Annotated in this window: 8 protein-coding genes; 3 read left to right on the top strand and 5 right to left on the bottom strand. The window is 38.3% G+C overall.

Annotated features, from left to right (window positions below; translation table 11 throughout):
• Window positions 1-84 precede the first annotated feature (84 nt).
• On the top strand, window positions 85-444 hold the full coding sequence (locus D1839_RS10200) for a Lin0512 family protein (protein WP_120379800.1): 360 nt from the start codon (window positions 85-87) through the stop codon (window positions 442-444).
• Window positions 445-963: 519 nt separating this feature from the next.
• On the opposite strand, the gene D1839_RS10195 is transcribed toward D1839_RS10200, so the two are convergent.
• Window positions 964-6,972, bottom strand: coding sequence for a SpaA isopeptide-forming pilin-related protein (locus D1839_RS10195; protein WP_166554448.1), 6,009 nt, complete (start codon window positions 6,970-6,972; stop codon window positions 964-966).
• Window positions 6,973-8,259: 1,287 nt separating this feature from the next.
• Complete coding sequence (locus tag D1839_RS10190; protein WP_166554447.1) at window positions 8,260-9,129, bottom strand: SDR family oxidoreductase; 870 nt, start codon at window positions 9,127-9,129, stop codon at window positions 8,260-8,262.
• Between the two features lie 313 nt (window positions 9,130-9,442).
• Here D1839_RS10190 and D1839_RS10185 point away from each other — a divergent pair, with 313 nt between their 5' ends.
• Together D1839_RS10185 and D1839_RS10180 are read left to right on the top strand one after the other, a co-directional pair.
• Window positions 9,443-10,033 carry a histidine phosphatase family protein gene (locus tag D1839_RS10185; RefSeq protein ID WP_207710041.1) on the top strand — a complete coding sequence of 197 codons (591 nt, stop codon included), beginning with the start codon at window positions 9,443-9,445 and terminating at the stop codon, window positions 10,031-10,033.
• 154 nt (window positions 10,034-10,187) lie between these two features.
• Complete coding sequence (locus tag D1839_RS10180; RefSeq protein ID WP_158589639.1) at window positions 10,188-10,535, top strand: VOC family protein; 348 nt, start codon at window positions 10,188-10,190, stop codon at window positions 10,533-10,535.
• Window positions 10,536-10,779: 244 nt separating this feature from the next.
• Here D1839_RS10180 and cysC read toward each other — a convergent pair whose 3' ends face one another.
• The 3 genes from cysC to sat are packed head-to-tail and all read right to left on the bottom strand — an operon-like array spanning window position 10,780 to window position 14,364.
• Window positions 10,780-11,385 carry an adenylyl-sulfate kinase gene (cysC, locus tag D1839_RS10175; RefSeq protein ID WP_120379789.1) on the bottom strand — a complete coding sequence of 202 codons (606 nt, stop codon included), beginning with the start codon at window positions 11,383-11,385 and terminating at the stop codon, window positions 10,780-10,782.
• A 12-nt stretch (window positions 11,386-11,397) separates the two neighbouring features.
• Entirely contained in the window at window positions 11,398-13,176 is a 1,779-nt protein-coding gene (locus tag D1839_RS10170; RefSeq protein ID WP_120379788.1) for an SLC13 family permease, read from the bottom strand.
• Between the two features lie 18 nt (window positions 13,177-13,194).
• Complete coding sequence (gene sat / locus D1839_RS10165; RefSeq protein ID WP_286164774.1) at window positions 13,195-14,364, bottom strand: sulfate adenylyltransferase; 1,170 nt, start codon at window positions 14,362-14,364, stop codon at window positions 13,195-13,197.
• Window positions 14,365-14,415 lie beyond the last annotated feature (51 nt).

Below are 14,415 nucleotides of genomic sequence, written 5' to 3'. Positions count from 1 at the left end.
GAAATTGACATATTTACAAGCAAATTAGTAAGGAATAATAGGCGGAAAAATAATGCCTAAACATAATATACGAGGAGTTTTATCATGAAGCAAATTCTATTTATTCAAGCTGGTACAGGCATTGATGTTCATGGACAAGATATTACAAAAGCAGCTGTTCGGGCAGTGGAAAACGCCATCTGGTTTAACTCCATGCCTGGAATTGAGCAGAGCCTTCCTGACCAAAAACTAGAAAATATGAAAGTAAACGTTAAATTAGCTGTTCCTTTAGACCGTAAATTGCTTGATACGGAAAAAGTAAAAGATGCTGTTCCTTATGGATCGGTTACTGTTGATGTGACAGACGGTGGCATGGCAACTTCAAGTGGGGTTATTTTAGAAGATAAAGATGATGAAAATGACTTAATGTATATGGTAAATGCTGCTGTTGAAGTGGGCTATTAATAATAAAAAGTGAAGCGGCTGGAGAAAGTTATTTTAGCCAAGAACAAGCGCCAACACCCGATTAGTATTGTAGCGACTGAAACGAAGCAACCGATATAAAGGAATCATGCGACTAAAACCGGGCATGCCGACGCCTGAGCGGCATGCCCGGTTTTAGTCGGCGTTCCTTTTAGGTACGAACCAATGATGCTTATCGGAGGGCATTCGGGAAGTCGCCTCGTTGCTGGGTGCATGCGCCTGAATTAGCTAGTCAATTGGTTCCTTAGACACAAGCACCTCATTTTATACTTTCGTATGAAAAAACCACCTTCAAGAGCTTTTCATAATAGATAGTGGCTAAAAATGCGAAACCCGAACTTAATTTAGAATGCTTCCAATAAAATTCTAATTAGTTCGGATGTTTCCTATTTATATGTTTGTACAGAGCTTAAGCGTTGTTTTAAAGTTACATTTGATTATGTACAAGCACTTTTTATCTATAAATGCATAACCCCGATGTGATATCATCGGGGTTAATTGTTAATTCGCTTTTCTGCGTCTGGAAATCAGTAATAATCCACCTAGGATAAATAATGAAATTCCTAAGATCATCATGTAACGCAGCCATTCTTCACCAGTTTGAGGAAGTTTTTCTCCTGCTTGCTGTCCAGTTTGATCTGACTGCTCTTTACTATTTTCAGGATCTTTTTGAGTCGGTTGACTATCATCATTTCCAGAATCAGTTACTGGAGCCTTTTGAATGATACTATTTCCAACTATCAATTCGAGAGTTTTCTCTTGGCTAAAGTCAATCATAAACGGTTTTGGCGTTTCGTTTAGTTGATAACCCTTTGGTGCTTGCGTTTCTACAAATTGATACTTGCCTGGCTTCAAGTCTTCTACAACAATTTTCCCGTCTTTATTTGTTGTCAAGCCTTCTTGTAGCGTTTTGCCTGCTTCATCTTGCAGTTCAAATACCGCTCCTGCTAGTGTCTTATCCTGGTTGTCTTCGTCAACTTTTACTAATTCAACTGCTCCACGGATAAGCTCATTCGTTGCCTGAACTGAAACTACTTCCACATCCGCTTCTGTTTTGCTTTTATCAATTGTAAACGGTATTGGCGTTTCATCTAGTTGATAACCCTTTGGTGCTTGCGTTTCTACAAATTGATACTTGCCTGGCTTCAAGTTTTCTACAACAATTTTCCCGTCTTTATTCGTTGTTAAGCCTTTTTGAAGCATTTTTCCGGTTTCGTCTTGTAACATAAACTCAGCTTCTGCCAATGGTGCATTGTCATTATCTTTATCAACCTTCGTAAGTTCCACTTTGCCAGTAAGTAATTTATTTGTTGCGGTCACACTTCCTATTTCTTTCTGGCTCTTTTCAATCTCAAATGTGATTGGCTTATTATCTGTTTGATAATATGCGGGTGCCTGCGTTTCTACAAACTGATACTTGCCTGGTCGTAAGTCTTCTACGACGATTTTGCCTTCTGTATTCGTTGTTAGACCTTCTTGTAGGACTTTACCATCTGCGTCTTGGAGTTCAAATACCGCCCCTGCTAGTTTCTTATCCTGGTTGTCTTCGTCGACTTTTTCTAGCTCCACTGATCCTGGGATAAGCTTATTCATTGCTTGAACGGATACTACTTCGACATCTGCTTCTGTTTTACTTTTATCGATCGTAAACGGAATTGGCGTTTCATCTAATTGGTAGTGCGCTGGTGCTTTTGTCTCTACAAACTGATACTTACCTGGCTTCAAGTCTTCTACAACAATTTTCCCGTCTTTATTCGTTGTCAAGCCTTTTTGAAGCATTTTTCCTGCTTCGTTTTGCAATTCAAATACTGCTCCTTCAAGAAATTGCTTCTTGTTATCTTTATCAATCTTCGTAAGTTCCACTTTGCCAGTAAGTAATTTATTTGTTGCGGTCACACTTCCTATTTCTTTCTGGCTCTTTTCAATCTCGAATATGATTGGCTCCGTACCTAGTTTGTAATAATCTGGTGCCTGCGTTTCTACAAACTGATACTTGCCTGGTCGTAAGTCTTCTACGACGATTTTGCCTTCTGTATTCGTTGTTAGACCTTCTTGTAGGACTTTGCCATCTGCATCTTGCAGTTCAAATACCGCCCCTGCTAGTTTCTTATCCTGGTTATCTTCGTCGACTTTTTCTAGCTCCACGGATCCTGGGATAAGCTTATTCGTTGCTTGAACGGATATTACTTCGACATCTGCTTCTGTTTTACTTTTATCGATCGTAAACGAAATTGGCGTTTCATCTAATTGGTAGTGCGCTGGTGCTTTTGTTTCAACAAACTGATACTTACCTGGCTTCAAGTCTTCTACAACAATTTTCCCGTCTTTATTCGTTGTTAAGTCTTCTTGCAAGATGTTTCCTGCTTCATCCTGCAATTCAAATTTAGCACCTTCTAGCTTTAGCGCTTTGTTATCCTTATCTACTTTTGTCAGCTCGGCTTTGCCGAGAATTAGTTCATTTATTGCTGTTACCATTACTGTACTTGAATCGCCATATTGTACAGTAAATGGAATTGGTTCCTCGTTAAGCTGATAGTACGCGGGTGCTTTTGTTTCGATAAATTGGTATTTGCCTGGTTCCAAGTTAGGAACTAAAATCTTGCCACTTTCATCTGTTCGTAGCAATGGATAAACAACCGTTCCATCTTCTCGTTCTAATCGAAACTCCGCATCTTTTAAGACCTGATTCTCACCTTCTTTGGCAAGCTTTGTTAATTCCGCAGAACCCAGCTTTATATTTTCTGCTGTTAATGTAAGAATTTCTGTTTGCTTTTCGCTGATCGTAAATGGAATTGGTTCTGTATTAAGCTGATAACCATTCGGTGACTTTGTTTCCACAAATCGATATTTGCCAGGTTCTAAATTAGCTTTATAAATCATTCCAGCTACATCTGTTGTTAGGTAATCCACCACTTTATAGGAATCACCAGCTTTTTTCTCTAGTACAAACGTTGCTCCAGCTAAAATATCTCCAGTTTCTTGGTCCATCTTCTGCAATTGGACGTCTCGAATGATTTTAGAGTTGGTTACAGTGACCTGATTTCCTATTTTCTCTTCACTATTTTCTTCATACGGTTTATCGATAGTAATGTCATACTGTTTCTTATCAATGAGATAACCGTCTGGTGCGCTATCTTCAATTAATGTATATGTTCCATAAAGCAATCGGTCGAAGACAATCTTACCATCTTCATTTGTTGTTTTTGTACCAATCGTTATACCACTTTCCGGATCTTTAAGGGTAAAAGTAGCTTCCGAAAGCGGGTTACCACTATTGCGATCCGTTTTATAAACGGTGAGTCTACCGATTTCACCTTTTCCTTCGCCCATACCGGCGGTTCTCTTTACTGATACCGAACTTTGAGACTCATTGACTACCTCTTTAATGTTTTCACCACTAAAGGAAATCTCATTATTTACAGTCTCCCCTGGCTTTGCAAGAATTAAGGACTGGTATTCTAAAATGTACGGCTCATTAATTTCTTCTTTAAACTTCAGTGTAAAAGTATCAGGGTTTTGCTTTAAATCTAAGGTGTAATCCTTATTCAGCTCTAATAGTTCTCCTTTAGAAACTTCACCTGCTTCATCGATAGATGTTGCATATAAACGAAAAGAGCCTTCCAATAGTGCTTGGTTATTACTTGGATTGTCAACAATCGTGGCATTACTAACTTGGGATTGAGCAAAGTTTATATGAACCTGCCAATCAATAGCCTTACCATTTTGACTTCCTGACTTTGTTGTATACTTGCCGCCATGCGGAATAGATACAGAAGCATCTAAGTCGGTTTCTTTCTGGTCTCCATTATAGAGTGTCGCTGTATTATTGTAGTTAGCTGCAACTAGATCGAGATTTTCCAGACTCGTTTTATATTCAATTACATACGGTTCATGAATCTCTTTTTCAAAATTGATTTGAAAACCTGGATCGCCTTGTTCATTTTTAATAAATTTTGTGGAGTAATCTTCTCCTGGTATTGCTTCTCTTAACTTTGTGCCATTTTCTTCGCCTGTGAGTTCCATCAAGTATACCGTAATCGAATCACGTATTAGCTGCTGATTGCCTTGAATATAATCTTCCACAGATGCATTTTCTAACTTTTTTAAATTGTAATTAACACCTATATTCCATGTAATCTCTTTTGTTACTGCATTATAGGAACCATGTTTAAACCCATTATGTTGTGTAAACTCATCCGGTGTAAATGTAGCATCAGTTTCTTTTTCCCTATCGTTTCCATCTTCATCTGTCCAAGTCAGATGTGCATGGTTAATAAAATGCTTATCCTTATCTTCGCGTTGATCATAGTCAAATTCTGTCATATAACTTATCGTATGCGGTTCTGTTATTGTTTTTTTAAATTCAATTACAAATTCATCTGCTTCATTTTTAACCAGTTCATAATCTGTTCCTTTTTCCATACCTGAAATTTTAATCGTTTCCGGTAAAAGTGTAAGACCTTTATTGGTGAAGGTGTCTTTCAGGACCACATGATTCATCTTATGTTTATCGTGGTTAAAAGTAATCGTCCATTCCATTGTTTTATCCTTATAGTTTGGTTTCCCATGGTTCTTGAATAAGATCACCTGACCGATATTTTCTTTTCCAGTGGCGCTATGGTCACCAGCATCCACCTTATTCGTAATCTCTTGCTCGTCAAACACTCGTTCCGAAGCCTTCGTTTTATATACAATTTTGTAAGCGGAAGAAATATCTTCGGTAAACTGTAAATGAAAGCCGTTTTGATCGCCTTGTTGTTTAGGGTCAATTGTATAATTAGTAACGACTTCTCCTTCGCCTACTTCATGACCATTTTCATCCAGCGTAATTTTTTTCACGACAAATGAGTCTTCAATCAGATCTTGACTTCTGTTAAAAAAGTCCTTTAATAACGCATCTTCTTTAGCGATGTTTTTCTCATTGTAGTTATAACGGATTTCCCAAGTGATCATTTGGTTTGCGCGATCATAATCAGTAGCCTTTTTCTTCAAAGGCTTACCTCTTCCAACTGTTACAGTAGCTTCAGCAGTTTTATCCTGCGTTCCCTCACCTGTTAACGTTACGTTATTTTTGAATACAGCCTGATCTGCATCTGTAATATCTGTTTCATATACGAGTCGGAAAGCTGAATGGATATCTTCACTAAAATGGACCGTAAAATCTTCCCCGTCCTCCGTCTTACCTACTGTATATGAATTAGGGTCAACTTCCTGACCTTGTGACACTTCACCACTTAATTTTGTCTCCAAATGATACAGCTTAATAGAGCCTTCTTTGAGCGCTTGCCCTTTTTGAATCGGATCGTTTATGGTAGCGTTTCTTATCGTGTCTAACGTTTTATTAAAGTCAACTGTCCATTCAATTTCTTCGGCATTGTAGGAACGATTTGGAATGCCTTGCTTCTCTACAGCCGGTCCCGCTGGATTAAAATCTATCGGAATAGTGATCGAGTCTTTCCCTTCAATTGGGGTTATAATAACTTCCTTCTCTTCGTTAATAATAATTTCTTCGCTTAATTGCGTTAAAATCTCGAAGTTTCCATTGATATTAGAATATCCTTCAATGAACTTGGTAAATTCAATCGTTGCTGTTCCATCTTTGGTTACAGATAAATAGCCGATCGTTTCTCCATTAAACTTCATTTCCAAACGATCAATTTGATTATAAATGTCTAACTCTGGCGGTACCTGAAATGTAAAGGTGTCGCCCTCTTTATAGTTATGCCCGTTCGGTAATTCCCACCAATATTTTATAGCAATTATCGAACCCAAGCCTGGTTTGTCTATGGGTTCTCCTTCGCTATTTTCATAGATAACTTCAGCACGAGTTAAAATATTTTCTTTAATCGCTTTTAACGGATCCATTTCTTCCGTTTTTTGTGCCACTTTTTCAAGCTGTTCTCCCTCAGCAGATTTTAAAGCTTTTTCTTCAGAATTTGCATTTTCAGTATGGTTTACTTCCTCTTTTCGATCTTCGGCAATTTCTTCCGCATCATCCGTTGATCCCACATCTTTTTGCTCTGACGTAGTTTCATTTTGCTCTGGTGTAGTTTCATCAGCTTTCTCTTCTTGCTCCTTTTCTTCTGCACGTGGAACTATTTCTGCTGTAAACGACCCGCTCGCTTCTGGAAATTGGCTTATTCCTTCGTTAAAGCGAATCGTTAGTGTGCTGTCTGTATTTACGATATAAGTACCCACTTCAGCTTCTTCGACCCATAATTTACCTGCCTGTTTCTTATCCATTTTAATATTAGCAGGGAGCTGTTGGGTATAATCCTTATCAGGTTCAACTGTTATCCCTTTAATAGACCAGTCTACCTTTACATGTGTTGCTTTTTGTTTATCTTCTTGTTGAATGGATTCGCCTGATTCATTCAACAGCTCCATATTCTTTACAATTTCATCTTTACTTAAGTCTTGAGCTTTAACCTGCATAGGAAATGCTAGACTGCTAGAAATTGTTTGCATTAGAAGGAAAATAATAAAAAGCACACTTAACTGCTTCTTCAATGTGCTACCCCTTTCCATATAGTTGTTGTATCTTTTAGAGGAATAGTAGAGCCCTTTACATAGAATGTTAAAAAGCATGGAAAACCTTGTGGTTTACATGGTGCTTTCCTCATTTCCTCTTATAACAAGATCATCTTGGTACCAATATCGGGAAAAAGAATCCGATGATATTTCGATTTTTTTATCTGTTCAACAATAGCGAATCTTTCATTAATAAGCCTTTTTCAATTCAATACGATTAAACCTTTCATATGAAATGATGTGTTGTTGTGTGAAACATGATATTTGACAAGCAAAAAAGGAGTGAAATTTTTACAGCTTTTGTACGTGACGAATAATAAACGAGTTCATACACACAAATAGTCCCTTGAAGCTGAACATACAGAAGTCTTAAATCTATTGATCAACTAAGAGATATACGATCTTACATCTACAATTAGCAATTCGCTGCAATGTATATAAACCATCACTACACGTTTATAACATATGCGAATTAGTTAGATTTCCTGTTTTTTTGCTCATCCCCCCTTATTCGATCGTTTTTCTTCATCGTTCATTGAATTTACTGAAGCTCTTTTGGCTATTGTTGTTTTCTATTTCTTATGGATCATCTGCAGAGAGTCTACTTCAGTACGATAAAGTGAAGCTTCAATCAGTGAGTGGTTCCCATCCCACACGAATTGTTAGTACCGCAAGGATATGACCTAAAAGCCTCCATCCGAATTGGTCATTTAGGTGTTCTTATCTCCCACTTAGCCTGTTATGGTATGGTTCTCCAACTCTTCAGTGGGAGTCTTACAGCACCTTATCTTCGGGATAAACACAAACTGCGCACATATTTCCGATAAATAGTCTTGCCGATGCTGGTGACGCCCCTTTTAAAGACAGCAAACATCAAATACGCAGAGTGGGCTTTTCTATCATAACTTTGCGTCTAGATTATACTAAATACAACTTTACAAAAACTATACAAACAGTATGTAGAGAGTTGCCAACATAGCCTCGATATCTTATCTGCATGTGAGGGGAAATTTACCTATTCGGATACATTTAGTTTGAGGAACAAAGAGGCAGGGCGATTTTGCAACGTAATGAATGGAAGAAATCAGATGATGTCTTATCGTAGAGCAATGGGTGAAGTCGCCTAGTTGCTGGGCGATGAAGACGGACGTGGCTATTCTGTTATTCTGTTATCTCCAAGCATCAAATTTTATACTTTCTTGTCTTTGCACATAAAAAGCTCCGCTGTTAACGGAGCTTTTCTTTCCATTGATTAAAACAACACAGTTAAGACGACGTCCACGTTCCACCGTTAATATGAATTGCTTGCCCTGTCATATAAGAAGCTTCGTCTGAAGCTAACATGACATACGGCCATGCGTGTTCAGATGGCTGACCAGGTCGATTCATTAACGTATCTTGCCCAAAGTTTTCTACACCATCTTCATCAAAAGATGCTGGTATGAGTGGTGTCCAAACAGGGCCAGGAGCTACCGAGTTTGCGCGAATACCTTTTTTAGCCAGACTTTGAGCAATACTACGAGTGAATGCAGTAATCGCTCCTTTTGTGGCAGAGTAGTCCATTAAAATCGGATTTCCTCGATAGGCATTAATGGATGATGTATTAATAATCGAATCACCAGCACCCATATGACGAACTGCTGCTTTTGTTAAATAAAATTGGGAGAAGAAGTTAACTCGAAATACATCTTCCATTTGTTCATCGGATATATCTAATACGTCTTCTTGTATAAATTGAATGGCAGCATTGTTAACTAAAATATTAATTTTCCCAAATGCTTCTACCGTTTTTTCCACGAGAGTCTGACAGTGCGCAGCACTCTTAATATCGCCAGGAAGCAGAATACATTTTCCTCCTTCAGCTTCAACGAGTTCTTTTGTTTTTTCAGCATCTGCATGCTCATCAAGATAAGAGATAGCTACTTGAGCTCCTTCTTTTGCATACAGAATAGCTACTGCGCGGCCGATCCCGCTATCTCCTCCTGTTATTAATGCCACCTTATCAGCTAATTTTTCGGAACCTTTATAATCTAGCGGCTGGTGCGGTAATGGATTCATTTCGTATTCAAATCCTGGTTGTCGATTTTGGTGTTGTCGTGGTGTGCTCCCTTTTTGCATATCTTCAGGTTTCATCATCTTATTACCTCCTATTCATAACGCATAGTGTTCGATACCACGACGAACCATTAAACAAACATAATCTAAATCATTTTTCGCCATTAGCGTAATAGCAGTGGACCTTCTACTTTTCCACAAGTTTCTCTTGCAGGAGGAATGTGGAGAACCTACTGTTAAAATACATACGAAGTAAAGCTTATTTTTCTCATCCCTGTTAAAAATATACGTGTACATGTATGTATACATAGCTTGTATTTTCGCTCGAAGGAAGAAGACTTGTATAGGTTTAGAGCGAATTATTTAGTACCATTTGATATAATAAAAATAGATCATGAAAAGGGAGAGAAGAACCATTACAACGATTTGTTTTATTCGTCATGGACAAACGAACTGGAATAAACAAGGCAAGCTACAAGGAAAAACGGATATCCCGCTGAATGATACTGGAAGAGAGCAAGCACATGCATGTGGAAAATATTTAAACGCTGATGATTATGATATCCTTATCTGCAGTCCTTTACTGCGTGCAAAAGAGACTGCCGAAATCATAAATCAGTACTTACAGTTGCCATTAATAGAAATGAATGATTTTAAAGAACGTTCATTTGGAGATGCTGAAGGATTAACAATGGAGGAAAGAAAATGTATGTATCCAAGTGGGCATTTTCCTCACCAAGAAGAACGGATAGATTTTAATCAACGCGTCATGGCTGGCGTTGCGAAGGTAAACCAACACTACCTGCAGCAACGGGTGTTATTAGTTGCTCATGGCGCAGTAATCAACGCTATTTTAGCTGAGGTTTCAAAAGGTGAAATCGGCTCAGGAAAAACATCACTGATGAATGGATGCATTAGTAATATCCACTTGAGAGAGCAAACTTGGCATATCAAAAATTATAACCAAGTCGAGCATTTGCAATAACGCTATTTTTTTAGACAATGAGACAGTTTGACCTATCGACCTTGTATATGGAGATAAGCCGTTGTTTCACCTAAAAAATCTCTACATCCTTATGGTGTGAAAAAGAGGCAACGCATAGGATATATCAATAATTCTAATGTTAAGGAGGTTTTTGATGCTATTTCAACGAATTGATACGGTGTTTGTTTTCGTTCCTAATTTAAGTACAGCTAAAAATTGGTATACCAACACGCTGGAGCTACCAGTGCTATTTGAAGACGTTACAAACAATCTTATCGTTCTAAAGCTAGGAGAGACACCGCTTACTTTATTGAAAGCAGATACAACCTATGAAAGCAATCGTCCGCCGCATTTTAACTTTTTCTCAGAAAACATAGAAACAACGCATAGTCATTTGCGACATAAGGGAGTTAAAGTAGAACCAATCGAAACATATGATAGGATGAGCTCTTTTGTTTTCTATGATCCTTTCGGTAACAAACTGGAAGTATGTTCGTTTTAGCAACTAAAAAACTATGCTTGAGGTGTTAAAACTTGACTGTTAGACCAAAAGTACAATTTCCATACAAGTAACGAAACTGCGTTGATAATGCCCATAAATGTTTTACGAATAGGAATCCTTATACACGAAGCGTTGGAGCTATACCTGGAACCTAGATATAATAACTCTCCAACGCTTTTTTTCATGAGTTTTAGCGTCTCCATAATACTCGCACCTTCCATTTTCTCAATAGAGAAAATGATAGTTATACGGTTAAATATTCATTTTCCAACAAGTAATGAATAACTTGTTGCGTTGCTTCTTCCACAGATAGTTTCTCCGTATCAATCGTTAACTCAGGAGCAGTTGGCGCCTCGTAAGGTGCATCAACGCCAGTAAATCCCGTAATTTCACCAGCACGTGCTTTTTTATACAGCCCCTTTGGATCACGTTCCTCACATGCTTCTAAACTACATTTCACGTAAATTTCAATAAATTCGTTACTTGGTAACAGCGCTCTTACCAAATTTCGATCTTCTTGATACGGCGAAATAAAGGCAGTTAATGTAAGAATCCCTGCATCAATAAATAGCTTCGACACTTCGCCTATTCTGCGTATGTTTTCTGTTCGATCCTCTGGAGAAAATCCGAGATTCTTATTCAACCCATGGCGGATATTATCGCCATCTAACCGATACGTGTAAATACCTAGTAGATAAAGCCTCCTTTCCAACTCTACGGTAAGAGTTGATTTTCCAGATCCGGATAACCCCGTAAACCAAAGTACTGCACTTTTATGCTTGTTTCGCTTTTGTCTAAATTCCTTTGTTACCATAGATTCATGCCAAGAAATATGTTTCGATTTACTCACATTTTCTCCTCCCTAATACCACCAAAAGTATACAATAATTACTGTCATCACCATAACTAGGATACTTAGTGGTGTTCCGATTTTTACATAATCTTTAAATGTGTAGCCCCCAGGACCATAAACAATTAAATTCGTTTGGTAGCCAATGGGGGTGATAAAACTAGCAGACGCTGCAATCGTCGTTGTAACCGCAAAACCCATGGGATCTAAATCTAGTGTAGCTGCCATCTCAAAGGCAATCGGAACCATCAAAATAGCCGCTGCGCTGTTCGTAATGATTTCCGTCAATATATTGGTTACTATATAAATAAGTAACAATAAGATAAATAAGTCCAACGGCTCTCCTACAGCTAATATCCCATCAGCAATCCAAGATGCAAGACCTGACTTCATTGTCGCCATTCCAATACCGAATGAACAAGCAATAAGTAACAGGACATCAAAATGAATATATTTCTTTGCCTCTTCCATCGTAATTACCTTCATTGCTAACATAACCACAACTACGATAGACATCGCCTTAAACATGCTTAGCATTCCGATTGTAATTAGTAGAATCATCGTTAAAAACAAAATGGTCGTTACCCACCCTTTAAAGGCATTGCGATGAAACGTATGCGGTCGATGGAACGGCGTTACGACATAAAAATCCTCAGATTGCTGATATTTTTCAATAAAATCAGCTCCCGCTAGTAATAGTAAGCTATCACCTGGCTTTAACAATATATCACCTATTTTGGATTTAAGGCGTTCGTTATTTCGATGAACTGCAATAACTCCAGCATCATATAAGGATCGAAACTTAGCTTGCTTAATTGATTTGTAAAGTAAAGAAGATTGATGCGACACCACAGCTTCTACCATGGTTGAGTCAGCCTTTTGTAATTCATCAACATCCACAGACTTTCCCATGCTTAATGTTAGCCCTTTCGTTGCTTGCAATCCAGCTAATGCAGTAATTAAACCAGTAAAAATAAGGCGATCTCCTGCTTGAATTCTAGTTGTCGAACGAACCGGGAATACGCGTTCCTTATCACGGATAATTTCTAATAAATAGAGCCCCTTTAACTCTCTTAATCCAGCCTCTTTTACCGTCCGATTTACCCCTGAAAATGAATCCTCTACCATCAATTCTGCAATGTACTCCTTTGAACTCTCTCTTACTTGCTGTTGCAGTCCTTTCTGGTTAGGTAAAAGATGTCTCCCTATAACAAGCAAATAAATGAGCCCAGCAATAGTAATCGGAATGCCGATAACTGCTAACTGAAAGATGGAAAACCCGTCATAACCGTAATCCATTAGCATGCCATGTACAACGAGGTTGGTGGATGTCCCCATTAACGTAATCGTTCCGCCTAAAATGGTTGCATAGGAAAGGGGGATTAAGAATTTGGATGGAGCAATTTGCCGATCCTCACACCAACTTTTAATCATTGGGGTGAACGTAATAACAATCGGCGTATTATTTAAAAAGGCAGAAAGTGCAGATGTTGGTATAAGCACACGGATCATGGAACCGATTAAACTATTACTTTTATTTAGCCAACCTTTCATAATATCTTCAATGATACCGCTTTTTTGAATGGCCCCTGCTATAATAAATAAAAGAGCAATGGTAAGCATCCCTTCATTTGAAAAACCAATAAGTGCTTCCTCTGGTTTTAATATACCTGTTATTAAAAAGATGGTTAACGCGGTAAACACAATGATGACTGGACGAGCAATGTCCATGATAAGCGCACCAATCATGAAACATATTACGATAGAAACAATGATCATTTCATTCGACATGTGAAACCTTCCCTTTAATTAACGTCTTAAGCCTTCTCTTAAAACTTTTGCTACTTCTGGTCGCGAAAATTCCTTTGGCAAATCTTCACCATTACGTAGCTTCTCACGTACTTTCGTGCCGCTTAAATGCACGTGGTACATTGGATCATGCGGGCATGTTTTTTCCGTTCCCATATTTTCACATGCTGTACAGTAAAAGGCATGTTCAAAGGCGAAAATTTGTATTCCTAGCTCTTTTTCGTATTGACAAATTAACTCCTGCGCTTCATAAGTTCCATAAAAATCACCGACACCCGCATGGTCCCGCCCAACGATAAAATGTGTGCAACCATAATTTTTTCGGACAATCGCATGGAGTATTGCTTCTCTTGGGCCGGCATAACGCATCGCTGCGGGATAGATGACTAGTCTTGCTCGATCTTGCGGATAATATTTGTCTAAAATTACCTCATAACTTTTCATTCGAATCTCGGCTGAAATATCATCGGACTTTGTTTCTCCTACTAGAGGATTGAGTAATAGACCGTCAACCGATTCTAAAGCACATTTTTGAATATATTCATGAGCACGATGCACTGGATTTCTCGTTTGGAAGCCAACAATGGTTTTCCAGCCTAAATCTCTGAATAATTGTCTTGTGTCCACAGGATCAAGCTGATAGTTAGCAAATGGATGATAGGTTTTCTTTTGAAGGAGCCGAATAGGTCCAGCTACATATACATCCCCTTTTTCATACACTTTTTTTACTCCTGGATGTGCAGGGTCAAGTGTGCCGTACACCAATTTTGCTTCTTTTTCCTTTTCATAGTGAAACTTTTCGGTAAGCTCTAAGACACCATAAGCTTCATTATCCTCCCCCATAAGTACAATTTGGTCACCTATCTCCAATGTTTCTGCTTGCGTTTGTTCTACATCTAGTGTGATAGGAATGCTCCAAATCGTACCATCCTCCAGCCGCATTTCTTCTATAACCCTCGTATAATCAGACTTACTCATGAAACCAATGAGGGGACTAAACCCACCATTTGCTATCAATTCCAAATCAGATAGATGCCAACTATTTAATGTGATTGTTTTTAAGTTCGTTATGGTCTGTAAATACACATCTCGTTCTTCACGATCAACTTGCCTTTGGATCAATTTGCCTCCATGCGGAATACTTCCTAGCTGTTCCGTAGATGATATCACTTGAACTCCCTCCTATTTGTTTTCATTACGTACCTATTTCTCTCAATATAC

The sequence above is a fragment of the Roseburia sp. 1XD42-34 genome (assembly GCF_009917385.1).
In the GTDB taxonomy this organism is placed as follows: Bacteria; Bacillota; Bacilli; order Bacillales; family Amphibacillaceae; genus Virgibacillus.
Note: the sequence above shows the minus strand (reverse complement) of the source record. Positions and strands in the feature narration are given on the sequence as shown.

Bases quoted from the DNA above. Each gene is read 5' to 3' on its own strand.
- D1839_RS10180 (WP_158589639.1), top strand. From the start codon at position 10,188: ATGCTATTTCAACGAATTGATACGGTGTTTGTTTTCGTTCCTAATTTA.
- D1839_RS10200 (WP_120379800.1), top strand. From the start codon at position 85: ATGAAGCAAATTCTATTTATTCAAGCTGGTACAGGCATTGATGTTCAT.
- D1839_RS10185 (WP_207710041.1), top strand. From the start codon at position 9,443: ATGAAAAGGGAGAGAAGAACCATTACAACGATTTGTTTTATTCGTCAT.
- D1839_RS10190 (WP_166554447.1), bottom strand. From the start codon at position 9,129: ATGATGAAACCTGAAGATATGCAAAAAGGGAGCACACCACGACAACAC.
- D1839_RS10170 (WP_120379788.1), bottom strand. From the start codon at position 13,176: ATGTCGAATGAAATGATCATTGTTTCTATCGTAATATGTTTCATGATT.